Origin of the sequence: Micromonospora sp. NBC_00821 (assembly GCF_036347035.1) — a bacterium.
GTDB classification, from domain to species: Bacteria; Actinomycetota; Actinomycetes; order Mycobacteriales; family Micromonosporaceae; genus Micromonospora; species Micromonospora hortensis.
In genome coordinates this window covers 2,423,866-2,448,256 of record NZ_CP108880.1, presented here as the reverse complement: position 1 = coordinate 2,448,256, position 24,391 = coordinate 2,423,866, and the positions used below count along the sequence as shown (strand labels likewise).

The window sequence follows — 24,391 nt, the reverse complement described above, 5'->3', positions numbered from 1 at the left end:
GCCGACTAGCTGACCTGGGCCACCGGTGCTGGGCGGTGCTTGATCTCCTCCATGAACGGGAACCGGGCGGTCAGCTCGGCGACCGTCAGGCCGGCGCGCCAGGCGGCGGCCACCTGGGCGACCTGCACCAGATCCATGACGTCACCGCGGGCGAGCACCTCTCCCGAGACGCGCAGGTCAATCATGAAGTACCGGGCCTGCGAGCCCAGCCCCACACAGACCACGCCCTCGTCGGAGTGCAGCTCGGCGCAGGTGAACCGGGCCCGCCCCTGCTCCGGCGCTGTCACCCGACCGACGTCGAGCCCGTGGTGGGCAGCGGTTTCGATCAGCGCGGGGGCCAGGCCACCCCGCTCGACCAGATCCGGGTAGAGGCGCACACCCAGCGCCGTCGACGCCTCGCTCATGACTGACTCCCACTTCCTTGTGACAGAGACCAGCAGCGCGCAGGTTACGGGAAAGTTTCCGGCACGCCTCGTCATCCTGTCCCGCGTGGACGCCCCACGGCAATAGGAAGGGTCGATTCGACCGCTATCGAGTAACCCTCGGCCGCGCCGAACTCCGTCGATGGGTCGGCGTCGTCCATCTCGGAGGCATCGAGCAGCGTGATGGCGACGACCGGCGTCCGCGCGCCGCCGATCACTGGTCAGCATCGGGCGGTAACGGACGGTCGTGATATTGGAAACACTCTTGACAGAAAGACATGATATCGACATGCTTCGCTTTAGAGAGCGCTCTCTATCCTGGTAAACCGCCTCCACCACCCCCAAGCTGAGGAGCCTCCCGTGTTCACAGCCCGGCCCAGCCTCCGCTTCCGCCCCCTCGTACTCCTGGCGGCCGCCCTCGTCGCGACCGCGACAGCGCTCGTCGTCCCGGCGCACCCCGACCGGGCCGAGGCCGCCATCGGCCCCATCAGCTGGCAGGACGAGTTCAACTCCCCCGCCGGCACGCCCGTCGACCAGAACAAGTGGCGGTTCGACACCGGCGGCGGCGGCTGGGGCAACAACGAGCGGCAGTACTACACGAACAGCACCAGCAACGCCGTCCACGACGGCCAGGGCAACCTGGTCATCACCGCCCGCCGGGACAATCCCGCCAACTACCAGTGCCACTACGGGCGCTGTGAGTACACGTCGGCACGGTTGCTGACGGCGGCCACCTTCACCCAGACGTACGGGCGGTTCGAGGCCCGGATCAAGGTTCCTCGTGGTCAGGGCATCTGGCCTGCCTTCTGGATGCTCGGCACCGGCGGCGGGTGGCCCGACGCTGGCGAGATCGACGTCATGGAGAACATCGGCAGGGAGCCCAACACCGTCTACGGCACCGTGCACGGGCCCGGCTACTCCGGCGGCGGCGGCATCACGGGCAGCCGCACCCTCGGCGCGCCGCTCGCCGACACCTTCCACACCTACCGGGTGGACTGGGAACCGAACGTCATCACCTGGTACGTCGACGGGGTGCAGTATCACCGGGTCGATCCCGCTCGGCTCGGCGGCAACCGTTGGGTGTTCGACCACCCCTTCTTCATGATTCTCAACGTGGCGGTCGGTGGCAACTGGCCCGGCTACCCGGACGGCTCGACCCAGTTCCCGCAGCAGATGCTCGTCGACTACGTCCGGGTGTCCAGCTACACCTCGGGTGGCGGGGGCGACCCGGCTCCCGGCACCAACCGGATCCGGGGTGCGCAGAGCGGTCGCTGCATCGACATCCCCGGCGCCAACCCGGTCGAGGGCGCCAAACTCCAGATCTGGGACTGCAACACCACGGCGGCCCAGAGCTGGACCTTCGCCTCCGACGGGACCGTCCGCGCGATGGGCAAGTGCATGGACCCGGCCTGGGCCGGCACCGCCAACGGCACCGAGGTCAACCTCGTCAGCTGCAACGGCAACACGGCGCAACGCTTCACCCTCAACGCCTCCGGCGACCTGGTCAACCTCAACGCCAACAAGTGCGTGGACGTACGGGAGGCCAACCCCAACAACGGCGGCAAACTGCACCTGCGGGACTGCCTCGGCGCCGCCAACCAGAAGTGGTCTCGCATCTGATCAGCCGAGCGCGAAGGCGTGGGCCGCCCGAGGGGAACTTCGGGCGGCCCACCGCCGTTGCGGCCTCCACCCACCTCCTCGAACCGGATTAGCTCGATGGGCGGGGAGGCCAGGCTCACGCCCACTATGTTCGGATTAGTCCAGAATCCGGCAGTTCCGGGAGTGAGCTCATGTCGCACCACCTCGATACGCCCCTGGCCGCCCAGGGCGGCCAGTTGTACATCGACGACCTTTACGTCTTCAACGGCGACCGCGCCACGGTGTTCGTCATGGACGTCAACAGCTCGGTGACCAAGGCCGACATCAAGCGCGGCTTCCACGCCGAGGCGCGTTACGAGATCAAGATCCACATCAACGGCACCGAGGCGGAGGACCTGACCTACCGGTTCGCCTTCGGCGAGCCGGACGGCGACGCCCGGCAGGCCCTCCAGTTGTACGAGCTCACCGGCGCGGACGCCCGCGACGACGCCGCGATGGGCACCCCCATCGCCGAGGGGCGCACCGGCGAGGTGACCACCGGCGGCAACGTCCGGATCTGGGCCGGCCGGATCACCGACCCCTTCTACGTCGACCTCGACGAACTCGCCACCATCAACGGCGCGGTCAAGAACGGTTCACCTGTGGACCGCTCCGCGTGGCGGGTCGACCAGGCCAAGAACAGCTTTGCCGGCACCACAGTCGAGTCGATCGTCCTCGAGGTCTCCCACGACGAACCACTGCTGCGCGACGGCACCGAGATCGGCGTGTGGTGTCGCACCATGCTGGCCACCGACGCCGGCGGATGGCGGCAGATCAACCGCGCCGGCCACCCCATGATGTGGCCGATCTTCTGGCCCCACGACACCGACTTCTCCGACCCCGCCAACTTCCGGCACCCCAGCAGCGACCTCACCGAGGGCGGCGAGGAGATCGCGAACGCGGTCGCCGGGGTGGTCAAGGCGAACGGCACCGCACCGGACCCGCAGGCGTACGGCTGGAGCGTCGCCCGGCAGCTCTACCCCGACGTGTTGTCGTACAAGGTCGGCACGGCCGCGAACTTCGGCTTCGCGGTCCGCAACGGACGCACCCTGGCCGACAACGCCGCCGAGGTGATGTTCTCCCTGGTCCTCAACACCGGCACCACGGCGGGCCTCACCTCGGAGGTCACCAAGGCCGCCCGTTCCGCCACGTTCCCGTACGTGGTCGCGGCCTGAATCCGCTCGCAAGGGCTCGGCGGCCGACACGGCGCCGAGCCCTTGCCGTGCGCGCCCTTGACGACGGCCGAACGGGCAGGACGGGCCACCCATGATCGCGCTCGATCCAGGAGAGAGGCCCCTGCCGCGCGCACGACACCACGACATCCAGGATCGAGCACGATCATCGAATGCCTCACCGGGTGATGCTCGCGTCATTCACGCCCTGATGGGCGTTTTGCGTAGTTAGTCTCTTAAGTGCTTCCCAGGGTTCTTTAGGACAAAGGAGACTCGATGCGTAGAAAGATTCTCGCGGGCTTGGCCGGCGTCGCCGCCGTCGTCGCGCTCGCCGGACCGGCCGCCGCGGACACCACGGGCGACACGATCGTGACCCTCACCGTCGACGCCGCCGGTGGCCTGTCGATCACCGTGCCCGCGACGGCGAACATCGGCCACGGCGTGGAGGGCTCGACCATCTCCGGTCAGCTCGGCCCGGTCACCGTGCTGGACCAGCGCGGATCGCTCACCCCCAACTGGACCGCCAACGTCATCTCCACCGACTTCGTCACCGGTGGTGGCTCCTCCGGGGAGACGATCCCCAACATCAACGTCCGGTACTGGTCCGGTCCCGCCACGGCGACCGCCGGTGGCGGCACCTTCACACCGGGTCAGCCCACCGCCGCCCAGGCAGTGATCATCAACGTCCCCCAGACGGCGATGACCCACACCGGCGGCACCGGCAACAACTTCGCCACCTGGAACCCGACCCTGGTGGTGGACGTACCCGTCGGCACCGTCCAGGGTGTCTACACGGGGACGGTGACACATTCGGTGTTCTGAGCCGCTCGGCCGGCTGGTGCTGCTGGCCTCGGTCGCCCTCGCGGCGCTCGGGGTTTCGGCGGCACCAGCCGTTGCCGTGCGGGAGCAGCGACAGGAGCCGGCCGAGGAAGCCGCGATCAGCATCCGGATGCTGGACATCCCGGCCAGTCGGGTGCAGGACCCCCGGGCCCAGGTCTACATCGTGGATCACCTGAAGCCCGGGACGACGATCAACCGCCGGGTCGAGGTGCAGAACACCTCCGCCGAGACGCAGAAGATCGAGTTCTATTCCGGCGCAGCGTCGGTCGAGAACAACGCCTTCACGGTGCCCGAGGGGCGTACGGGAAACGAACTGAGCGGGTGGATCCGGCTGAAGACCGCCACCATGGAGCTGGACCCGGGCGAGCGGCAACCGGTCGAGGTCGAACTCGCCGTGCCGAGGAAGGCATCGAAGGGCGAGCGGTACGCGGCGATCTGGGCGCAGGTCACCAGCGCGAAGGAACGCACCGGCAACGTCACCCAGATCCACCGGGTGGGCATCCGGGTCTACCTCGACATCGGCCCGGGTGGTGAGCCGCCAACTGACTTCCGGATCGAAGGGTTGGCCGCGGAGCCGGGAACCGGTGAGTTCCCAGTGGTCACCGCGAAGGTCACCAACACCGGCGAACGCGCGCTGGACATGACCGGCACCCTGTCGCTGAACAAGGCGGCGGTGCAGGCCGGTCCGTTCAAGGTGACAAACGGCGTGACGATCCTGCCCGGCCAGAGCGGTCAGGTTCGGATCGAGGTCAACCAGGCCCTGCCCGCCGGGACCTGGGACGTGCACGCGAAGCTCGCCAGCGGCACCGTGGAACGCACAGCGACCGGGAAGATCGTCCTACCCGTCGCGGCGCCCATGACTGTCGCGACGTCCAGCGGGCCGAGTTGGCTGGTCTACACGGTCGGTGGGGTCGCCCTGCTGGTGCTGGTCACCCTCGGCGGCTGGTACCTCGTCCGCCGGCAGCGCACCCAGTTGGCCTGACGTCCCCGGACCAGAGACTGCCCGGCCGTTCCCTCCGGAACGGCCGGGCAGCGACGTCTGACCGAGTCGATCATGGACTTGTGCTGGCCGACCTGGGCACAATCAAAACGATTTGTCCCCCACCACAACTTCACGATCCAAGAGGCGGGGCGGCGGGCGAGGGGTGTCGGGCCGGGGTTCAGATGACGGAGTGCGTCACGACCGCCACGTAGTCGCCGACCACCACCCCGGACGGGAGCGTCACGAACAGCGTGGGGTTCCAGGTGGCGGAATTCGGGCCTCCTGTTTGGCCGGACCACCCGGCGGCCGTACGCGGCGTGTTCAGCACCGCCCCGGGCTGCGGGACGAAGGATCCGACCCCGGTGCTGGCGACGACGGGCCCGGAGGCGTACGTGATGTTGCTGTTGGGGATGGTCTCGCCACCCGAGCCGGAGCCCGTGGTGAAGTTCGTGCTGGAGACGACGCTGACCCAGTTGCCGGAGAACGGCCCACGGTCGTCGGTGACGGCCACCGGGCCGAGTTGACCCGATACCCCGGTCGTGCCCGAGCTGACGGTGCCGAGCGCCGAGATCGCCGGGACGCTGATGGACAGCCCACCGAGCGGGGTGATGACCAGGTCGACCGGTCGGGTCGCGGACTGGTCGAACGAGTCGGTCACCCGGACGGTGAACGGGAACGTCCCGGACACTGTGGGCGTGCCGGAGAGCAGGCCGGTGACCGGGTCGAGGGTCAGCCCGGCGGGCAGGCTCCCGGCGCTGACCGACCAGGTGAACGGGCCGGTGCCGCCGGTCACTGTGAGCTGGTACTGGTACGGCTCGTACGCCTTGCCGGGTGGGGGCGGTGGGAAGGTCAGCGTCGGCGACGCGTTGACAGTCACCGACCCGGAGGGGGCCGACTGTGGGCCGGTCCCGCCGGCGTTCGTCGCGGCCACCCGGAAGGTGTACGTGGCACCGGCGGTCAGCCCGGTGACGATCTGGGTCGTTGCGGTTCCGCTGAAGACCCGGGGTGTCTGTGCCACCGCGCCGAGATACGGCGTCACTGTGTAGCCGGTGATCGGCGATCCGCCGTTGGCCGGGGCCGTCCAGCTGACAGTGGCGGCATTGGTTCCGGCGGTGGCCGCTGTGTTCGTCGGCGCTCCCGGCACCGTGTACGGGACCACCGCCGCCGAGGGCGGGCTGGCCGCGCCGGTCCCGAACGCGTTCACCGCCGCGACCCGGAAGGTGTACGACGAGCCCACAGTCAGCCCGGTCAGGGTGCGGCTGGTGGTGGAGGCGTCGAAGGTGACAGTCGGTTGGGTGACGCCGTCCCGGATCGGGGTGATCAGGTAGCTGGTGATCGGGCTGCCGTTGTTCGCCGGCGCGGTCCAGCTCACCGTGGCGCTGGAGACGCCCGCGACCGCTGTGGGCGCGGTCGGTGTGCCCGGTGTGGACGCGTAGACGAAGTTCGCCGACCCGGCGGAGCCCCGGGTGACGACGCTGACGGTGACCGTCGCCGGGCTGGACCGGGCGGGCATGGTGGAGATGGCGAGGGTGCCGTTGGGGTTCACAGTGAAGCAACCGGCGGCCGGGCCGGAGGTGCACGGCACCAGCAGCACCGACGTGCCGGCCTGCTGCTCGGCGGCCGTACCGATGGTGATCGCTGTCGCTCCGGTGAGGTTGCTGCCGCCGACGGTCACCGGGATGCCCCCGGAGACCGAACTCTGGGCCGGGGTGACTGTGACGCCGCTGGGCGCGGTGGCCGGCGCTACCGGTGTGGTGCTGGTGGCCAGGCCCGGGTTCGCGTCGATCGACGACGAGGTCGCCACCGTCGCGGTCTGGATCTGCGTCGGCGTCACGCCGGTGCCGGTGACGGTCGCGACGACGGTGATGGGCGGCAGGGAGGTGCCGCCGGCGAACGGGCCGTTGCTGTTGGTGCAGGTGATGGTCTGTCCGGACGGCGCGGCGCAGACCCAGCCGGAGCCGTACGCGGCGCGTGGGACGACACCGGCGGGCACGGTCTGGGTGACCGAGATCGGTGACGTCTCGGTGGCGCCGGCATCGACCCCGGCGGTGATCGAGTAGGTGACCGGGTCTCCGGGCTGCGGGGTGGCGCCGACCGCGCTGGTCTGCGTCACGTTCAGGTCCGGTACCGGGTTGAAGCTGACCGCCCGCGCGTCGTCGACCTCGTGGAAGTCGGTGACCGAGCCGGTCGATCCCACCCAGCCGAAGGCGAGTTGCCGGGGGTAACCGCTGGCGTTCAGCCAGGTCGGCGACGGGTACAGGCTCGGTGCCACGACCGGAAGTTCGCCCGCCAGGGTGCGGGCGGCACCCCCGACCGGGGTGAACCTGATCCGGTACTGGCCGGCGGGAGTGGTGATTCCGGAGTCGGTGGTGAACGGCGAGGCGGTGGTGTTGATGACCACCTCGACCGGCACCACTGACGCGGCCCGGGTGGCGGCCCGCAGCGGCAGGGCGGGAGACGAGGTGCTTCCGGCGGTGCTGTTGATCGCGCAGTAGCCGACCGCGTTGCGGCCCGGCCCCCGGACCACGACCTGTCCGGGGACCCGGCCGTTGGTGGTCGAGATGTACGGCGGGTTCGTACAGCCGGTCCCCTGGTAGGTGCTGTTGCTGAAGTTGCCGAAGACGTCCAGCCCGATGCCGAGGTAGCCGTTGGAGAGGCCCGCCGACACTCCGTTGAACGCCGCCGAGTAGCCCAGCGAGCCGCCCGGCTGGCCGAGGGTGGACGGGGGTCTCGGGTTGGCCGGGTCGACGGCGGCCAGGACGAAGGCGAGGCCGTCCGCCCCGGGGTTGATGCCGCCGTACTGGTAGGTGTTGAAGGTGACGTGCAGCCCCTGCGAGGTGGGCACGCTCACCGCGCCGAACACTCCACCCTGGCGGGTGATGGCGGCGGGGGTGAGGCGCAGCTTGCCGGAGCCCTGCGGGTCGGTGGAGGTGGTGCAACTGAGCAGCGGGCCGATGGTGGAGTTGCCCGCCGCGCTCAGGCAGGCTGCGTTGGTGGCGAGGAGACCGGGCACTGCTGGCACCGCCACCGCGCCGATGCCATTCGCTGTGTTGTTGTGGAAGGGTTGGTCGAACAGCACCGAGCCGGCCGCCGAGGCCGGGAGCGGCGCGACCGCGAGAACTCCCACGGTCACGGCTACCGCCAGCGTTGCGATTCTGCTCGGACGACGCCGGCCCCGAAACGACATGCCCACTCCCAGTTTTCACTCCAGTCCCGAGCTGGACTATATCCTCCCAAAACACCCATATTTCTCTTACGAGGATAAAGCCGACTGGGGTGCCCGGCCGCGCAAAAGCGGACCGACCCCCTCGGTCACGCCGGGGAGGTCGGTCCGCTGAGACGGAAGCCGTCAGCCCTCGATGTCCCGAGGGTCGCGGCTGCGGGGGTACGTGTTCTTCTCCCCGATCGTGCCGTCCTGCTTCTTGATCACGTGTTCGACGCCGCGGTCGGCCGCCATCTCGCGGCCCTGGGCCTGCGCGTCAGCCTTCACGTCATGCGTGCTGCTGGCCCGCTCCTGGCCCTCCGGCTTGTTCTTCCACTGCCCGTCCTCGTGGTACGTGTCGACGTCACCCTTGGCCATGACCGGCTCCTCCCTGCGTCTGCGCTGTCTCCCGAATCAGTGCCCGCGAGCCGTGCCGGGCAAACTGCGGTCCTCAGGAGACGGCCGGGCAGTTGTTGCTCACCCGCCGCAGGATCTGTTCGCGTTCGTCGGTGGTGATGCCCGACGGCGTCCCGTCGAAGTGGGTCTCGACCTTTTCCCAGCCGCGGCGCTGCTCGTAGTGCAGGTGCGGGGCTCCGGAGTTGCCGGTGCTGCCGAGCCGCCCGATCTGGTCACCCTGGGCGACCTTCTGACCCACGGTGACCAGCGGAGGTTCGAGCATGTGCAGGTACTGCGTCTCCCACTTGCCGCCGTGGTCGATCTTCACCCAGTAGCCGCCGCCGCGCCCCCGTGGGCCGTCCGGGTTCTCCGGGTTCCGACCACCCAACGAGCCGTTGATGCCCGCCACTGTGACGGTGCCGGCGTACGAGGCGAGCACCGGCCGCCCCCACGTCTCGCCCTCGACCGGGAAGAAGTCGACGTCGTAGTCGTCGTGACCGGGGTAGGTGCTGAGTTGCCACGTCTCGCCGCAGGTCACCGGCATCTGGAAGAGCGGGCGCGGCCCGGCCGGTCGCAGCATCGGCACCGCGACCACCGCGACGCCCAGGACGGCCGCCGCCGTGACGAGCGCGAGCAGGAGACGGATGGCACGGCTTCGAGGGCGGCGGTGGGAGCGGGATCTGGTGGGGCGACCGGTCGTCACCGGCCCGAGCATGGCAGATCCCAGCAACGTTCCGACCCCGAGGTGACGCACCCGCAGCGGTGACATTGCAGTCGCACCGCAAACGAGATACCGTCGGATGCAATGCAGTCGTATTGCAACGAGAGTGGGCTCCCATGCACGTGATCGCGTTGTCCGAGGTGACCGCCGCCATGACCGCCCTGGTCGGCGGCAAGGCTGCCGGGCTGGGCGAGCTGATCCGGCACGGCGAGCGGGTCCCCGACGGTTTCTGCGTCACCACCGAGGCACACCGGCTCGGCGTCGTCCCCACGGTCGAGGTCGTCGCCGCGTACCAGCGCCTCGGCGCGGGCCCGGTGGCGGTGCGCTCCAGCGCCACCGCCGAGGACCTGCCGGACGCGAGCTTCGCCGGGCAGCAGGACACCGTCCTCAACGTCACCGGCACCGCCGAGCTGATCGCCGCCATCGAGAAATGCTGGGCTTCGCTGCACGGCGACCGCGCGACCGCCTACCGCGACGCCCGCGGCATCGATCACCAGACGGTGCGGATGGCCGTCGTCGTGCAGCGCATGGTCACACCCGCGGTGGCGGGAGTGCTGTTCACGGCGAACCCGCTGACCGGGGGCCGCGACGAGATGGCCGTCGACGCCGCTGCGGGCCTCGGCACGACAGTGGTGGACGGCGCCGCCGCCGTCGACCACTACATCCTCGACGACGTCGCGCCCACCGAGACCGGATGCCTGACGTCCACGCAGCTGGCCCGCCTCCGCGCCGTCGGCGAACGGTTGCAGGCCCACTTCGGCTGCCCGCAGGATGTCGAGTGGGCGATCGACGCGGACGACGTGCTGTGGCTCCTCCAGTCCCGGCCGATCACCAGCCTGTTCCCCGCCCCACCGCTCAGCGAGAAGCCCCTCCCCCGCGTCTACCTGGAGTTCGGGCACGTTCAGGGCATGCTGCAACCGGTCACCCCGATGGGCATGTCGACTCTGCGGACGCAGATCGCCGCGATGCTCGCCGCGCTCGGGGTGCGGGTCGAGATCGTCGACATCGGCGGCCGTCTCTACGGCGACCTGACCGACCTCGCCCGTGACCGGTCGTCCCGCAAGCGGCTGGTGAAGCTCCTGGCCGTCGACTTCGGGCCGCGCGCCCAGGCGGTGATGCAGCACGTGCTGGCCGATCCCCGGTTCGCCCCGACCAGCGGCGGCGCCCGGCGCGGTGGGGCGCCGGGCGCCGCGTCGCTGCGGACGGCCCGCCGCGCGGTGGTGGGCATCCTGCGGGCGCTGGCCCGTCCCGAGGCCGCGCGGACCCGGATGTTCGAGGCGATCGAACAGCTGAGGGTGAGTTCAGCAGCCCCCGCCGAGCTGCGTACCACCGCCGACCGGCTGCGCTTCGTGCAGGCGCAGGACGCCGAGGCCGACGACAGCGCCGACGCGATCATGTGGCCGATCGTCGCCGGGATGCTCGCCGCCGCCCTACCGGCCGCGCTGCTCAAGGGCGTCGCCGGCCCCGACGAGATCCACACCGTGCTCGGCGGCATGCCGCACAACGTCACCATCGAGATGGACCTGGCCCTGTGGCGGCTCGCCCAGGGCGTGGGCGACCACCGGCAGCTTCTCCTGGACACCCCGCCGGCCGAGTTGGCCGCACGCCACCTGCGCGGGACGCTGCCCGACATCGGCATGGCGGCCTTCCTGGACGTCTACGGGCACCGGGGCGTCGCCGAAGTCGACCTCGGAGTGCCGCGCTGGGCGGAGGACCCCACACCGGTCTTCGCCGCGGTCGCCAACTACCTGCGGGTGACCGATCCGCACCAGGGTCCCGACCAGCGCTTCCAGCGGGCCGCCGCAGCGGCGGAGACAGCGTTGGAGGAACTGGTCACCCGAGCTCGCCGTCGGCGGCCGGTGCGGGGCGGGATCGCCGCTTTCCTGTTGCGCCGGGCGCGGTCGTTGGCCGGCCTGCGCGAGGCCGGCAAGTTCGCCGGGCTGTACCCGCTGCGCGAGACCCGTCGCCAACTGCTGCTCATCGGCGCCGACCTGCACGCCAACGGGTTGCTGGACCAGCCCGACGACATCATGTTCCTGACCCTCGACGAGGTGCACACCGTCGTACACCAGGGTGTTGATCTGCGCGGCACCGTCACCGCTCGACGGGCCGTGCACGGCCGGGAGCTGCGGCGTCGGACGGTACCGGTGGCACTGCTCTCCGACGGTACGGATGTCGAGACCGTCCTGCCGGCGGCATCGACCGGCGACGGGACGCTCGCTGGAGTGGGTGCGTCGGCGGGCCGGGTGACCGGCCCCGCCCGGGTGGTGCGCGACCCGAGCACCGCCCACGTCGAGCCCGGCGAAGTCCTGGTGGCCGCGACCACGGACCCGGGCTGGACCCCGCTGTTCCTCACCGCGTCGGCGCTCGTCACCGAGACCGGCGCGATCATGGCGCACGGCCCGACGGTGGCCCGTGAGTACGGCATTCCCGCCGTCATCTGCGTGCCGGACGCCACCCGGACCATCACCACCGGGCAGCTCGTCACGGTGGACGGCGGCGCCGGCACCGTCACGCTGCACCGACCCTCGGCCTCCGAGCGAGAAGGACGACAATGACCGACACGAAGACACCGACCAGGGCGCGGGTGGGCCCGCTGCTGCGGCGGGCGGCCGAGGCCGAGGCCGCGACGTGGCGCAGCCTGTACGTGTGGGCGCGGCGTCGTCCACTGCCGCTGGGGCCCGGCGACGAGCCGTTCGGCTACCTCGGCGTGGTCAGGCCGATCCTGGGCATCTTCATCGGCCTCTCGGTCGTGGAGATCCCGATCTTCGACGTGGTGGTCACCCACGTGGTGCCGTGGCGGCCCGCCCGCTGGATCGTGTTGGGCCTCGGCATCTGGGGTCTGCTCTGGATGATCGGCCTGTTCGCCAGCATGACGATCCACCCGCATGTCGTGGGTGACCGGGGCCTGCGGGTGCGGCTCAGCTGGGGCATCGACGTCTGGATCCCGTGGACCGACGTCGAGGCGCTGCGCAAGCGCTACCGATCGCTGCCGTCGAGCAAGTCGGTGCAGGTCGAGCAGGAGGGCGACCGGCGGGTGGTGTCCATCTCGGTCGGCAGCCAGACCAGCATCGACGTCCTGCTGCGCCGGCCGCTGACCTTCGACCTGCCGAAGACCGGGTCCACACCGGTCAACGAGCTGCGACTGTACGCCGACGACCCGGACGGCCTGCTGCGCAGCGCCCGGGGCACACCGGCGAGCCAGACCGTCAGCCGGTGACCGCCGCGCTGGCGGAGTCTCCGGGCCACCCACTGTGAAACGATCGAGGCCATGCCCAAGAAGGTCGATCACCAGGAGCGACGCACCCTCATCGCGGACGCGCTGATGCGGGTCGCCGCGGATCAGGGCCTGGAGGCCGTCAGCCTCCGACACGTCGCCGCCGAGGCCGGCGTGTCCGCCGGGATGGTCCAGCACTACTTCCGGACCAAGGACGAGATGATGGCGTTCGCGTTGAGCGTGGTGCGCGAGCGCAGCCAGCTCCGGGTCACCGAGGCGGTGGCAGGGCTGGGCGAGACCCCCTCGCCTCGGCTGCTGCTGCGCACGATGCTCGCCGCGCTGCTGCCACTCGACGAAGCCACCCGCGACAACGGGCGGGTGGCGCTCGCGTTCCTCGCCTACACGGCGGTGCGACCGTCGGCCGCGCCCACGCTGCACGAGGACACCGCGCAGTTCACCGGGTTCATCGCCAGCGTCCTGCCCGACCGGCACGGCGCCGCCGCCGCGGCCGGCCTACTGGCGCTGATGGAGGGTCTCGGCGTCTACCTGCTGGGCGGGCAGTACACCGCCGAGCAGGCGCTGGGCGCGCTGGACGCCCACCTCGACCTGCTCTTCGGCTGATCCCGTCGTAGCTGGCCGTTGGCCCCCCGGCGAGGGGCGGCACGGACCAGGATGAGCGGATGAGCCGCGTCCACCGGGCCCGGCCGGTGCTGGTCGAGGAGGCACACCGGGCCACCACCTTCGAGATCTTCTTCGACCTGGTCCTGGTCTTCGCGCTGACGCGGCTCATCGGTTTCATGGCGGAGTCGCTGGGACCGCTCACCCTCTACCAGGGCCTGCTGCTCCTGCTCTGGTTCTGGTACGCGTGGAGCTGCTACGCCTGGCTGGGTAACCAGGTCCGCGCGGACAACGGCCCCGTGCTGGCCGGAATGCTCGCGGCGATGGCCGCCATCTTCGTGGCCGCCCTGGTGATCCCGGAGGCATGGCAGCGCCACGACGGCGCGTTGAGCCCGCCGCTCACACTGGCCATCGCCTACATCGTGGTCCGCGGGGTGCACCTCGCCCTGATGACCTACGCCTCGTCCGGCAACCCGCAGTACCGCCGGCAGACCCTGCGCTTCGCCGTGTCCACCACACTCGCCTGGGTTCCGCTCCTGGTGGGAGCCGTCCTCGGCGGCACCGCGCAGACCGTGCTGTGGACAGTGGCGTTCCTCGTCGACTACGGCGGCGGCCGGATCGCCACCGCCGCCAGCTTCGGCGAGGTCCGCAGCGGCGCCCACTTCGCCGAACGCCACGGTCTGGTGCTGATCATCGTGCTCGGTGAGTCCCTGCTGTCGGCCGGGGCCGGCGTGGGCCTGACCATGATCGCCTGGCCGATGCTGGTGGCCGCGGTGTTCGGCTTCGCCGCGACCGTGTGCCTGTGGTGGCTCTACTTCGTGGGCGTAGCCCCGGAGGCCGCGAAGGTGCTGACCTCGGCCTCGCCGCGTACCCGACGCCGTCAGCAGTTGGCATCGGACGCTTACACGCTGGCGCACCTGCCGCTGGTCGCCGGGGTCGTCTACTTCGCCCTGGGCATCCACCTGATCCTCGCAAGCCTGACGGATCAGCCTCGGCACCCCGCCGGGGAGCCGATGGGATGGCCGGCGACGACAGTGCTCTACGGCGGTGCCGCGCTCTACCTCATCGGTCGTCTGCTGTTCCTCCGGCTGACCGTCGGCGGCTCGCCGGGCCATCTCGTCGCGATCGGCGTCGTCCTCCTGCTGCTGCCGGTGTCCCGGATCCTGCCCGCGCTGGCCGCCCTCGGCCTGCTGACGGCCATCCTCACCGCCCTGGTCCTGTACGAGCGGCTGCCCCGGGCCGTCTGACCCCTCCCCGACAGGGAGATGTCAGACGACCCAGGTCAACGTGTTCAGCTCGCCCTGGTGCCCCGCGCCTTCAGTCGGCGCAGCTCGTCGGCGGACATCAGCCAGGTGGAGTTCGTCGTGCCCAGGCCGAGGAGCACCTGGTCGAAGGTGTTGCCGTCGTTGTCGTCGGTGTAGCAGACGCTCACCTCACCCCAGGGCGACGCGGCGACCGCGAAGTGCTCCTGGCGGCCCGTCGTGGTCTGGCTCAGCGCCTGGGCCGCCAGCCGGCCGGTGGACGTGCCGTCCGGGTTGAGGCCCCGCGCCCAGACGTCCGGGTTGGAGCCGGACACCGTCCAGCCCACCACCACGTTGTCCTGGTCGTCGATGCCGACAGCGGGAGCGGTGGCGCCGGCGCCGGTGGAGACCGGAACCTCGTCGTGCCGGGCCGTGCCCGCGGCGGTGAACGATCGGGCCCAGACACCCCGGGTGCCGGTGTGGTCGGATTCCCACCCGACCGTGAAGTCACCGGCGAAGTTCGCCGCCACCGAGGCGCGCTGCTGCTGCCCGCCGCTCTGGGCGTTGGCCGTCCGCCGCGACAGCGCCACGGCACCGTTGGGCCGGGCCAGCCGGGTCAGCCCGATGTTGTACGAGCCGTTGGCGTCGGCGTCCTCGTCCCAGACCACCAGCGCCTCGCCGGAGGCGGACACCGCCACGTCGGGACGGTGGTGCGTGCCCGTCGTCTGCGAGGCCGTCACCTCGTACGCCTTGGTGGTGGCGGCGGTGAAGCCGGCGGCCTTGACGGTGGCGGGAGCGGTGCCCTGCACGTCCTCCCAGACCACTGTGAAGCCGACGGCGGCGGCGTTGGTGGGCGCGCCGTCCGGGTCGACCGAGACCTTCGGCCAGATCTGCTGCCCGGCGTCGCTGGCGTTGGCCTGCCCCGAGCCGAGCACCGCGCCGGCGGGCGACACCACCCGGTACTGGATGTTGTAGACGCCGTTGCCGTCGCCGTCGGCGGCCCAGACCACCACGGCGTTGCCCCGGTCGTCGAGCCCCACGTCGGGGCTGAGGTGCCGCCAGGCGGCCCCGCTGGTCCCCCCGGTGCTGAGCTTCAGCTCGTACGCGGGCGTGCCGTCGCGGAACAGCCGCAGGTAGATCTCGCTGTGGGTGTCGTCCTCCGGTGCGGTGCTGTCCCGGTCGTCCTCCCAGATCACTGCGACGTGACCGTTGCGGTTCATGGCGATGGAGGGCAGATCCTGGTCGCCGGTGGCGACGCTGTTCGCTGTGGTCCAGGTGACCGCCTCGGCGGTCATCGCGGTCGGGCCGAGGACCACGTTCGGGATGAGCAGGGACGCGGTGAGCAGTGCGGTGATCGCGGTCATTGTGGCTCTCTCCCTTACCCGGCCTACAGGCCGGGCTGGCCGTCGAGGATGACGAACGAGCGCACGGTGGACGCCGCCGCGCCGTGCTCGGTCACGGAGTTCACCGCGCGGAAGTCCGCGCGGACCTGGCTGCGGCTGATGGTGGTACGGACGTAGCCGCGCCGGTCCGAGTAGAACTTCAGGTGCGGGTTGGCCGCCGCGTTCGGGACCGTGGTGCTGCCGCTGCCGTTGCCGGTCGAGCTGATCGAGGTGCAGACCAGCTCGGTGCCGACGGTGGCCGAGGAGGGGTCGGCGTAGTCGGCCTTGAGGTCGTTGGCCCACGACCGGTGCACGTCGCCGGTGAGCACCAGCGGGTTGCGCACCCCACGCTGCTGCCAACCGTTCTGGATGCGGCTGCGGGAGGCCCGGTAGCCGTCCCACGCGTCCATGCTCGCCGCCCCGTTCGCGTCGAGCTGCTGGGCGAAGAAGACCTGCTGGCCGAGGATGTCCCAGGTGCCGTAGCGCTGGGCCAGCCCGTCGAGCAGCCACGCCTCCTGGGTGGCGCCGGTCAGTGACCGGGAGGCCAGATCCGCGTCGGCGCAGACCTTCCACCCGTCGCCGCAGGCCTGGTCGTCGCGGAACTGCCGGGTGTCGAGCATGTGGAAGGTGGCGAGTTGCCCCCACCGGATGCGCCGGTACAGCGGAATGCTGTTGCCGTTGGCGGCGGACGCCGGTCGCAGCGGCATGTTCTCGTAGTAGGCCCGGTACGCGGCGGTGCGCCGGGCGGTCCACTGGGCGGCGGTCAGCGTGGGGCTGCTGTCGTTGCGGACCATGGTGGCGTAGTTGTTCTCCACCTCGTGGTCGTCCGGCACCACCAGCCAGGGTGCCGCCGCGTGGGCCGCCTGCAGGTCCGGGTCGGACTTGTACAACGCGTACCGGCGGCGGTAGTCGGCCAGCGACACGATCTCCGCGCCGACGTGCTGCCGCACCGTGGAGCTGCCGACGCCGCCCTCGTAGATGTAGTCGCCGAGGTGCAGGATCAGACCGGGGTTGTCCTCGGCCATCCGCCGGTACGCGGTGTAGTAGCCGGCCTCGTAGTGGGCGCAGGAGGCGAAGGCCATCACCAGGTCGCGGCCGAAGGCGCTGGGCGCCGGGGCGGTCCGGGTCCGCCCGACCGGCGAGATCTGCCCCTGGGCCCGGAACCGGTAGTAGTAGTCGGAGTCGGCGGAGAGCCCGCCCGCGATGGCGTGCACGGAGTGCGCGTCGGCGTACCGGGCGACCACCGAGCCGGAGGCGACCAGCGAGGTGAACCGGTCGGTGGTGGACACCTGCCACTCCACTGTCACGTCGGCGTTGGCCATGCCGCCCTGCCCGTCGGCGTTGAGCGGGGAGGGTGCCAGCCGGGTCCAGAGGACCACGCTGTCGGGCGCTGGGTCACCGGACGCCACACCGAGTTTGAAGGGGTACGGCACCGCGGCGCGGGCACCCTGGCGGGGTGTCACAGCGACTCCGGCGGTCACCAGTCCACTGAGGACGAATATGCGACGGCTCAGCCTTGTCATGGTCAACAGCCTCGGGAACGTCGATGAACGGCGATGGCTGCGCGGCGGAATCCGACATGACGGAATGCTGTCCGCGTCAAGGCGTTCGGGTGTCCGGGCCACCGGGGCCGGGAACCGGACCGTCAGGTGAGCGGGGACGGCGACTCCGCGCCGGGGATCACCAGCGCCGGCGTGCCGGACCCGTCCGCCGGAACGCTCCAGACGTCGGGCTCGCCGTCGTCCCGGCGCAGCGCGTAGGCCAGCTTTCCGTCGTCCAGCCACGCGGCCTGGTCATCGACGCTGCGGACCTCGGCGGTCGCGGTGACCCGCATACTCGACAGGTCCAGGACCGACAGCCGCCAGCCCTTCGTCGGGTCGGCGTCGACCGCCTCCTTGAACGCGAGCCGGGTGCCGTCCGGTGACAGCGACGGGCACTCGACGTTCTCCTTCAGCGTCTCGACCGTACGAGCCGCGAGGTCACCCCGGACGAGGTACCTCCTACCACCGGTAGCCATCGTCGCGTAGAAGCTGTTGTCGTCGGCGGTGAAGGTGACGCCCCAGTAGTTGACGTCCGCGTTGCGGTAGCTCCGGCCGTTCCGGGTGATCGCGAACTCTTCGAGCGAGGCCACTGTGGTGCCGGTGCGGGTGTCGAGGATCCCGGTGCGGGTGGAGAATCCACTGGAGGTGTACGAGTCGCCACCGACGAACGTCGTCCAGGAGACCATCCGGCCGGACGCCGAGACCCGGGCCCGGTTCGGCAGCCCCGGCACACTGACCGCCCTCGTCTGGCGCAACGTCGCGTCGAGCACGACAACCTGGTATGACCACGCGGTCTCCGGCTTCAGACAAACCCCGGTGCCGGCCGCCGCGTACACCCGGAGGCACTCCAGGCCGGCGACGGTGCGCGGCCCGGCGGGGTCGGTCGCGGCGACCGTGGAGACGTGCCGGTCGGTGATCGCCAGCAGGCGGGGCCCGGGTGCCAGGGTGACCGCCTGCTCGCCGCTGGCGGGTGGCGGCGTCGGGGGAGCCTGCGCGGCAGTGGCGGCGTAGCCGGCCGCCACCGCGCCCAACAGCACTGCCGAGGCGACCACCACGCCGAGCTTCGCTCGGGTCGACATCACTGTCATCGGGGTACCTTCCGGGTGGTGAGTCGGGACGGGGAGGCCAGCAGGAGCAGCGTGCCGACCAGGACGCCGGCGACGGCCACGGCCGCCGCGCGGATCGCGTTCTCCGGCCCCCACGCCTGCCAGGCCAGACCGAACAGCACGGAGGAGACGAGGTACGCGAGGGCCTGCCCGGTCTGCACCAACGCGATTCCGGTGGTCCGCAGACGCGCCGGCAGCACCGGACCGGCGAGCGCGATGAGCACGCCGTCGGTGGCCGCGTAGAAGGCGCCGTACAGAGTCAGCGCCAGGGCGACCAGCGGCCAACCGTCGACCGGGCCGGCCAGCAGCAGATACGTCGCACCCAGGGCGGTGTAGCCGCCGATCACCACGGGCAGGCGGCCGATCCGGTCGGCGAGTACGCCGAGCGGAGCGGCGAGCAGCAGGTACGCCAGGCTGGTCCCCACCGCGAGCAGCGGGAACCAGCGCAGGCCAAGGTCCATCCGGCGTTGCAGCAGCAGGTAGACGAAGCCGTCGCCGATGGTGGCCAGCCCGAGCAGCGCGGCGGCCAGCACCAACCGCCGGGCCGGTCCGCCGCGCAGCAGCCCGAACGCCTCGCGGACGGAGACCTTCGGATCGTTGGTCGCCTCCGCCGCCTTCCCGTCCACCACCTCGCCGGGCGGCTGCTCCCGAACGAAGAGCACGAGCACCACGACGGCCAGGGCCGCGATGCAGAAGCTGGTGACGAAGACCGCGTCGTACGACTGCCCGACGACCAGCAGGACCGCGAACGCGGCGAGCGGCCCGAGGAACGCGCCGACGCTGTCCATCGCCCGGTGCACCCCGAACGCCCGACCCAGCTCCTCGGGTGGCGTGGAGAGCGTGATCAGCGCGTCGCGCGGCGCGCTGCGAACACCCTTGCCGAGTCGGTCGACGGCGATGACGGCGCCGATCGCCGGGATCGACCGGCCGGCGAGCAGCAGGCCGAGCTTCGCGACCGCCGAGAGCGTGTAGCCGATGCCGGCAATCAGCTTGCGCCGCCGGAACCGGTCGGCGGCGAAGCCACCGACGACCCGCAGCAGCGCTGTGGCGCCGGTGTGGACGCCGTCGAGCACGCCGAAGGTCACCGGGCTGAGGTGCAGGCCCAGCACCAGATAGAGCGGCAGGACCGCGGCCACCATCTCGGCGGACACGTCGGTGATCAGACTGACAGTGCCGAGCGCGACGACGTTGCCGCTGACCATCGTGAACCGGCGGCGTCGGGGCCCCGACCCGGGTTGGTCGGCGACCGGTCGGGAGACGGTCGACAGGTACACGAGCATCTCCTCTGATCGACGGTCGACGGGCAGCCATCGTCCGTACTCAGTGGAGGTCGCACAACGGACCGCGGGTGGCGTCCGGGCGAGGGTCGGATGAACGGGCTCCCAACACCGAGGTGTTCGCCTGCCGGGACGCACTGTTCATCCGCCCGTCGCCCGCCGGCTCATCGACCTTCCTACATTCCTTGCGCTCTACCCACGAGGTAAGGAGTCCTGGATGGACATTCGATTCCCCCGTCCGCCGGTGACGCTGGGGGTGGTCACGGTGATCGTCGCCGCGACCGCCGCCGTCGTCGTGACCGGCGCTGGCGCGGCGTCGGCGGCGAGCGTGACCTTCACGCCGGTCGCCGACACCTACGTCCAGAGCGACACGGCCGCCACCAACTACGGCACGTCCACGCAGGTAGTGGTCGACAACTCGCCCGTGCGGCGCTCGTTCCTGCGCTTCACGGTGAGCGGTGTCAGCGGCACGGTGACCGGCGCCAAGCTGCGACTGCGCACGATCAGCGGCAACAGCGGCAGCGACGCCGGTGGCACGTTCCGCCGGATGTCCAACACGACCTGGTCGGAGACCGGCACCACCTGGAACAACCAGCCGACCATCGACGGGGCCACACTCGGCACGATCGGCGCGGTCAGCGGCAACACCTGGTACGAGGTCGACGTCACGGCCGCTGTCACCGGCAACGGCACGTACAGCTTCGGTGCCACCTCGACCAGCGGTGACGGCGCCTACTACGACACCCGAGAGAGCGGCGCTGACGCACCGCAACTGGTGGTCACCACCGGGACCACCACGCCACCCCCGTCGGGCGACCCCGTGTTCGTCGGTGCCGGCGACATCGCCGACTCCGGCTCCGGCGACAGCGCCACCGCGACGCTGCTCGACAGCATCCCGGGAACGGTCTTCACCACCGGCGACAACGTCTACGACAGCGGGACGGCGTCGCAGTTCACCAGCTACTACGAGCCCACCTGGGGTCGACACAAGTCCCGCACCCGCCCGTCGCCGGGCAACCACGACTACAACACGTCGGGCGCGACCGGCTACTACAACTACTTCGGTACGTCGGCCGGCCCGAGCGGGCGCGGCTACTACTCATTCGACCTCGGCAACTGGCACGTCGTATCGCTGAACTCCAACATCAGCATGTCGGCCGGCTCGACTCAGGAGCAGTGGCTGCGCGCGGACCTGGCCGCCAGCAGCAAGCCGTGCACCATCGCGTACTGGCACCACCCGCTGTTCACGTCCAGCTCCAACCACGCGCCGTCGACGTCGACGCGTCCGCTGTACCAGGCCCTCTACGACTACAACGCCGACGTCGTCGTCTGGGGGCACAACCACGTGTACGAGCGGTTCGCCCCGATGAACCCGGCCGGTGGCGCCGACTCCAGCCGGGGTCTGCGCAGCTTCGTCGCGGGGATGGGCGGCGCCGGCCACTACGGCTTCGGCACCATCCAGCCCAACAGCGAGGCGCGTAACAGCTCAGCCTGGGGCGTCCTGAAGTTCACCCTGCACTCCAACAGCTACGACTGGCAGTTCGTCCCAGTAGCCGGCCAGACCTACACCGACACCGGCACCAACACCTGCCACTAACCCCCACCCCACCCCACCACCACCCCACCCCCCACCCCGTCGATCTTGCACTTTCTGTCCCGACTTATGCCGCGTAAGCCGCAAACCGTCAACACAAAGTGCAAGATCGCGGAGTCGGTTGGAACGCAGTGGCCCCTGATCGCTCTGCGGTCAGGGGCCACTGCGTTCTGTTCAGGCGTCAGCGGGCGGTGCCGGCGCGACGCTTGTTGTAGACGTCGAAGGCGACCGCGACGAGCAGAACGAGACCCTTCACTACCGACTGGGTCGACTGGTCGATGCCCATCAGCTGCATGCCGTTGCTCATCACCGCCATGATCAGACCACCGACCATCGCGCCCACCACGGTGCCAACGCCACCGGTGACCGCCGCGCCGCCGATGAAGGCCGCGGCGATCGCGTCCAGCTCGAACATGTTGCCGGCGGCGGGCTGGGCGCCGTTCGACCGCGACGAGTAGATGACGCCGGCCACCGCCGCCAGGAAGCCCATGTTGACGAACATCCAGAAGTTGACGGTGCGGACCTTCACCCCGGACAGCGCCGCCGCCGACAGGTTGCCGCCGATGGCGTAGACCTGGCGACCGAAGACGGTACGCCGGGTGAGCAGGCCGTAGACCAGCACCAGGACCGCCAGGATGATCAGCACGATCGGCAGCCCTCGGGCGTGCGCCAGCTGCCAGGCGAAGTACATGAGGACCGCGCCGACCAGCACGACCCGGGCGACGAACAGCGGGAACGACTCGACGGGCTGCTGGTAGCGGATCCGCGCCACCCGGGTGCGGAAGCCACTGACCGCGTAGCCGGCCACGGCGACAGCGCCGATCAGCAACGTGAAGGCGTCGAAGCCCTGCCCACCGAGCAGGCCGTTGAGGAAGCCCGCCGCGACCTGCTGGTACTCGGACGGGAACGGCGACAGCGAGATGTTGTCGAGCACCCGCAGGGTCAGACCCCGGAACAGCAGCATGCCGGCCAGGGTCACGATGAACGCCGGAATGCCGGCGTACGCCACCCAGAACCCGTGCCACGCGCCGACCGCGACGCCGACGACCAGCGCGGCCACGACGCCGATCCACCAGGGGTGACCCTGCTGGATCACCAGGACGGCGGAGACCGCTCCGGTGAGCGCGACGACCGATCCGACCGACAGGTCGATGTGCCCGCCGATGATCAGGATGACCATCCCGATCGCGAGGACCAGGATGTACGAGTACTGGAGGACGATGTTGGTGATGTTGCCGGGGCTCAGCAACACCCCGTCGGTCAGGACCGCGAAGAGCGCGACGATGACGACCAGGGCGACGTAGATCCCGCTCTGCCGCAGGTTGTTCAACACCAGCGCCCGAAGGTCGCTCGTCCCGCTGTGCAGGGCGGCGGTGGGCGTGCTGTCCGGGGGCGTGGGGCGCTCCGTCGAAGGGGTCTTGATGCTGGTCATCCGACGAGCTCCTTGTCCTTGGTCATCAGCTCCATGAGGCTCTCCTGAGTCGCCTCGGCCACCGGCATCTCGCCGGTGATCCGGCCGGCGGCGAGGGTGTAGATGCGGTCGCACATTCCGAGCAGCTCCGGCAGCTCGGAGGAGATGACGATCACCGCCTTACCGGCGGCCACCAGCCGGTTGATGATCGTGTAGATCTCGTACTTGGCGCCGACGTCGATCCCGCGGGTGGGCTCGTCGAGGATCAGCACGTCCGGGTCGGTGAACAGCCACTTCGACAGCACGACCTTCTGCTGGTTGCCGCCGGAGAGCTTGCCGACCACCGCCATGACGCTCGGCGTGCGGATGTTCATCTCCTTGCGGCTCGCCTCGGCAACCTTGATCTCCTCGTTGCCGTTCACCCAGCCCAGGCGGGACAGCCGGTCCAACGCGGCGGCGGACACGTTGCGCCGCACGTCGTCGATGAGGTTGAGGCCGTAGCGCTTGCGGTCCTCGGTGACGTAGGCGATGCCGTTGTCGATCGCCTCGGCGACGGTGCGCGCCTGCACCTCCCGCCCGTGGACGAAGAGTCGGCCCCGGATGTCACGCCCGTAGGACCGACCGAACACGCTCATGGCCAGCTCGGTCCGCCCGGCCCCCATGAGGCCCGCGATGCCGACGACCTCACCGGCGCGTACGGACAGCCCGACGCCCTCGACGACCATCCGGTCCTGGACCGGGTGCCGCACCGTCCAGTCCTCGATGCGCAGGACCTCGTCACCGGGGGACGACTCGCGGTCGGGGTAGAAGCTGTCCAGGTCGCGCCCGACCATGCCCCGGATGATCCGCTGCTGGGTCACCTCGTCGGACCGCATGTCGAGGGTCTCCACGGCGCGCCCGTCGCGGATGACGGTGGTCGAGTCGGCGATGGCGGTGATCTCGTTGAGCTTGTGCGAGATCATGATGCAGGTGATGCCCTGCTCCTTGAGGGCCCGCAACAGGTCGAGCAGGTGCGCCGAGTCGATGTCGTTGAGCGCGGCCGTCGGCTCGTCCAGGATGAGTAGGCGCACCTTTTTCGACAGCGCCTTGGCGATCTCCACGAGCTGCTGCTTGCCGACGCCGAGCTGGATGACCGGGGTGACCGGGTTCTCGTGCAGCCCGACGGACGCCAGCAGCTTCGCCGCTTCGGCGTTGGCGAAGTTCCAGTCGATGAGCCCGCTGCGGCCTCGCCGCTCGTTGCCGAGGAAGATGTTCTCCGCGATCGACAGGTACGGCACCAGGGCGAGCTCCTGGTGGATGATGACGATGCCGTTGGCCTCGCTGTCGCGGATGCCACGGAACTGCATCGGCTTGCCGTCGAAGAGGATCTCGCCGTCGTACGAGCCGGACGGGTAGACGCCGGACAGCACCTTCATCAGGGTGGACTTGCCGGCGCCGTTCTCACCACAGATGGCGTGGATCTCCCCGCGGCGCACTGCGAGGGTGACGTCCTCCAGCGCGGTCACGCCGGGGAAGGTCTTGGTGATGCGACGCATCTCGAGGATGGTGTCGTCCATTGTCACTGTCCTCCGTCAGGTCTGGACGTGTCCGCGCCCAGGCGTCGGGCCCGGCGGGTGACCGCCGGGCCCGAC

The 24,391-nt window shown here is 70.4% G+C and carries 19 protein-coding genes; 9 read left to right on the top strand and 10 right to left on the bottom strand.

Annotated features, from left to right (window positions below; all coding sequences use genetic code 11):
• Positions 1-5 precede the first annotated feature (5 nt).
• On the bottom strand, positions 6-404 hold the full coding sequence (locus tag OHB44_RS11180; RefSeq protein WP_238686358.1) for a hypothetical protein: 399 nt from the start codon (positions 402-404) through the stop codon (positions 6-8).
• Positions 405-782: 378 nt separating this feature from the next.
• On the opposite strand from OHB44_RS11180, the gene OHB44_RS11175 reads away from it, so the two are divergent.
• From OHB44_RS11175 to OHB44_RS11160, 4 genes are all read left to right on the top strand, one after another.
• Entirely contained in the window at positions 783-2,042 is a 1,260-nt protein-coding gene (locus OHB44_RS11175; RefSeq protein ID WP_330440735.1) for a family 16 glycosylhydrolase, read from the top strand.
• A 170-nt stretch (positions 2,043-2,212) separates the two neighbouring features.
• A complete protein-coding gene (locus tag OHB44_RS11170; RefSeq protein WP_330440734.1) occupies positions 2,213-3,235 on the top strand; it encodes a DUF4331 family protein in 1,023 nt (340 codons plus the stop codon).
• Positions 3,236-3,508: 273 nt separating this feature from the next.
• A complete protein-coding gene (locus OHB44_RS11165; protein ID WP_238686361.1) occupies positions 3,509-4,054 on the top strand; it encodes a hypothetical protein in 546 nt (181 codons plus the stop codon).
• Positions 4,055-4,130: 76 nt separating this feature from the next.
• Entirely contained in the window at positions 4,131-5,054 is a 924-nt protein-coding gene (locus tag OHB44_RS11160) for a hypothetical protein (protein ID WP_266303172.1), read from the top strand.
• Between the two features lie 178 nt (positions 5,055-5,232).
• On the opposite strand, the gene OHB44_RS11155 is transcribed toward OHB44_RS11160, so the two are convergent.
• From OHB44_RS11155 to OHB44_RS11145, 3 genes are all read right to left on the bottom strand, one after another.
• Entirely contained in the window at positions 5,233-8,187 is a 2,955-nt protein-coding gene (locus OHB44_RS11155; RefSeq protein ID WP_330440732.1) for a fibronectin type III domain-containing protein, read from the bottom strand.
• Between the two features lie 216 nt (positions 8,188-8,403).
• A complete protein-coding gene (locus tag OHB44_RS11150; RefSeq protein WP_091401205.1) occupies positions 8,404-8,634 on the bottom strand; it encodes a DUF2188 domain-containing protein in 231 nt (76 codons plus the stop codon).
• 73 nt (positions 8,635-8,707) lie between these two features.
• Positions 8,708-9,367: a M23 family metallopeptidase gene (locus OHB44_RS11145; RefSeq protein ID WP_330440731.1), complete on the bottom strand. Its 660-nt coding sequence runs from the start codon at positions 9,365-9,367 to the stop codon at positions 8,708-8,710.
• A gap of 122 nt (positions 9,368-9,489) precedes the next feature.
• Between OHB44_RS11145 and OHB44_RS11140 the strand changes: the two genes are divergently transcribed.
• From OHB44_RS11140 to OHB44_RS11125, 4 genes are read left to right on the top strand one after another with little or no spacing between them, the layout of a single operon-like run.
• Positions 9,490-11,931, top strand: coding sequence for a PEP/pyruvate-binding domain-containing protein (locus tag OHB44_RS11140; RefSeq protein WP_330440729.1), 2,442 nt, complete (start codon positions 9,490-9,492; stop codon positions 11,929-11,931).
• Complete coding sequence (locus OHB44_RS11135) at positions 11,928-12,593, top strand: hypothetical protein (protein ID WP_330440728.1); 666 nt, start codon at positions 11,928-11,930, stop codon at positions 12,591-12,593. The genes OHB44_RS11140 and OHB44_RS11135 overlap by 4 nt, the downstream gene beginning before the upstream one ends.
• Positions 12,594-12,644: 51 nt before the next feature.
• Positions 12,645-13,211, top strand: a complete 567-nt coding sequence (locus tag OHB44_RS11130) for a TetR/AcrR family transcriptional regulator (protein ID WP_330440727.1) — start codon at positions 12,645-12,647, stop codon at positions 13,209-13,211.
• Positions 13,212-13,270: 59 nt separating this feature from the next.
• Positions 13,271-14,455, top strand: a complete 1,185-nt coding sequence (locus tag OHB44_RS11125; protein ID WP_330440726.1) for a low temperature requirement protein A — start codon at positions 13,271-13,273, stop codon at positions 14,453-14,455.
• A 44-nt stretch (positions 14,456-14,499) separates the two neighbouring features.
• On the opposite strand, the gene OHB44_RS11120 is transcribed toward OHB44_RS11125, so the two are convergent.
• The 4 genes from OHB44_RS11120 to OHB44_RS11105 form a co-directional block, all read right to left on the bottom strand.
• The gene (locus tag OHB44_RS11120) at positions 14,500-15,813 is read right to left on the bottom strand and encodes a hypothetical protein (RefSeq protein ID WP_330440725.1); all 1,314 of its coding nucleotides are present in this window, start codon (positions 15,811-15,813) and stop codon (positions 14,500-14,502) included.
• A gap of 23 nt (positions 15,814-15,836) precedes the next feature.
• The gene (locus OHB44_RS11115) at positions 15,837-17,354 is read right to left on the bottom strand and encodes an alkaline phosphatase D family protein (RefSeq protein WP_330440724.1); all 1,518 of its coding nucleotides are present in this window, start codon (positions 17,352-17,354) and stop codon (positions 15,837-15,839) included.
• A 122-nt stretch (positions 17,355-17,476) separates the two neighbouring features.
• A complete protein-coding gene (locus tag OHB44_RS11110) occupies positions 17,477-18,460 on the bottom strand; it encodes a TolB family protein (RefSeq protein ID WP_330440723.1) in 984 nt (327 codons plus the stop codon).
• Positions 18,457-19,752: an MFS transporter gene (locus tag OHB44_RS11105; RefSeq protein ID WP_330440721.1), complete on the bottom strand. Its 1,296-nt coding sequence runs from the start codon at positions 19,750-19,752 to the stop codon at positions 18,457-18,459. The genes OHB44_RS11110 and OHB44_RS11105 overlap by 4 nt, the downstream gene beginning before the upstream one ends.
• A gap of 220 nt (positions 19,753-19,972) precedes the next feature.
• Between OHB44_RS11105 and OHB44_RS11100 the strand changes: the two genes are divergently transcribed.
• The gene (locus OHB44_RS11100) at positions 19,973-21,352 is read left to right on the top strand and encodes a CBM96 family carbohydrate-binding protein (protein ID WP_238686373.1); all 1,380 of its coding nucleotides are present in this window, start codon (positions 19,973-19,975) and stop codon (positions 21,350-21,352) included.
• Positions 21,353-21,530: 178 nt separating this feature from the next.
• Here OHB44_RS11100 and mmsB read toward each other — a convergent pair whose 3' ends face one another.
• Both mmsB and mmsA read right to left on the bottom strand, forming a co-directional pair.
• Positions 21,531-22,781: a multiple monosaccharide ABC transporter permease gene (mmsB, locus tag OHB44_RS11095; RefSeq protein ID WP_238686374.1), complete on the bottom strand. Its 1,251-nt coding sequence runs from the start codon at positions 22,779-22,781 to the stop codon at positions 21,531-21,533.
• Positions 22,778-24,316, bottom strand: a complete 1,539-nt coding sequence (gene mmsA, locus OHB44_RS11090) for a multiple monosaccharide ABC transporter ATP-binding protein (protein ID WP_112585361.1) — start codon at positions 24,314-24,316, stop codon at positions 22,778-22,780. Before mmsA ends, mmsB begins: the two co-directional genes overlap by 4 nt.
• Positions 24,317-24,391: the final 75 nt, after the last annotated feature.

Bases quoted from the DNA above. Each gene is read 5' to 3' on its own strand.
- OHB44_RS11180 (WP_238686358.1), bottom strand. From the start codon at position 404: ATGAGCGAGGCGTCGACGGCGCTGGGTGTGCGCCTCTACCCGGATCTG.
- OHB44_RS11170 (WP_330440734.1), top strand. From the start codon at position 2,213: ATGTCGCACCACCTCGATACGCCCCTGGCCGCCCAGGGCGGCCAGTTG.
- OHB44_RS11165 (WP_238686361.1), top strand. From the start codon at position 3,509: ATGCGTAGAAAGATTCTCGCGGGCTTGGCCGGCGTCGCCGCCGTCGTC.
- OHB44_RS11150 (WP_091401205.1), bottom strand. From the start codon at position 8,634: ATGGCCAAGGGTGACGTCGACACGTACCACGAGGACGGGCAGTGGAAG.
- OHB44_RS11145 (WP_330440731.1), bottom strand. From the start codon at position 9,367: ATGCTCGGGCCGGTGACGACCGGTCGCCCCACCAGATCCCGCTCCCAC.
- OHB44_RS11140 (WP_330440729.1), top strand. From the start codon at position 9,490: ATGCACGTGATCGCGTTGTCCGAGGTGACCGCCGCCATGACCGCCCTG.
- OHB44_RS11135 (WP_330440728.1), top strand. From the start codon at position 11,928: ATGACCGACACGAAGACACCGACCAGGGCGCGGGTGGGCCCGCTGCTG.
- OHB44_RS11130 (WP_330440727.1), top strand. From the start codon at position 12,645: ATGCCCAAGAAGGTCGATCACCAGGAGCGACGCACCCTCATCGCGGAC.
- OHB44_RS11125 (WP_330440726.1), top strand. From the start codon at position 13,271: ATGAGCCGCGTCCACCGGGCCCGGCCGGTGCTGGTCGAGGAGGCACAC.
- OHB44_RS11120 (WP_330440725.1), bottom strand. From the start codon at position 15,813: ATGACCGCGATCACCGCACTGCTCACCGCGTCCCTGCTCATCCCGAAC.
- OHB44_RS11115 (WP_330440724.1), bottom strand. From the start codon at position 17,354: ATGACAAGGCTGAGCCGTCGCATATTCGTCCTCAGTGGACTGGTGACC.
- OHB44_RS11110 (WP_330440723.1), bottom strand. From the start codon at position 18,460: ATGACAGTGATGTCGACCCGAGCGAAGCTCGGCGTGGTGGTCGCCTCG.
- OHB44_RS11100 (WP_238686373.1), top strand. From the start codon at position 19,973: ATGGACATTCGATTCCCCCGTCCGCCGGTGACGCTGGGGGTGGTCACG.
- mmsB (WP_238686374.1), bottom strand. From the start codon at position 22,781: ATGACCAGCATCAAGACCCCTTCGACGGAGCGCCCCACGCCCCCGGAC.
- mmsA (WP_112585361.1), bottom strand. From the start codon at position 24,316: ATGGACGACACCATCCTCGAGATGCGTCGCATCACCAAGACCTTCCCC.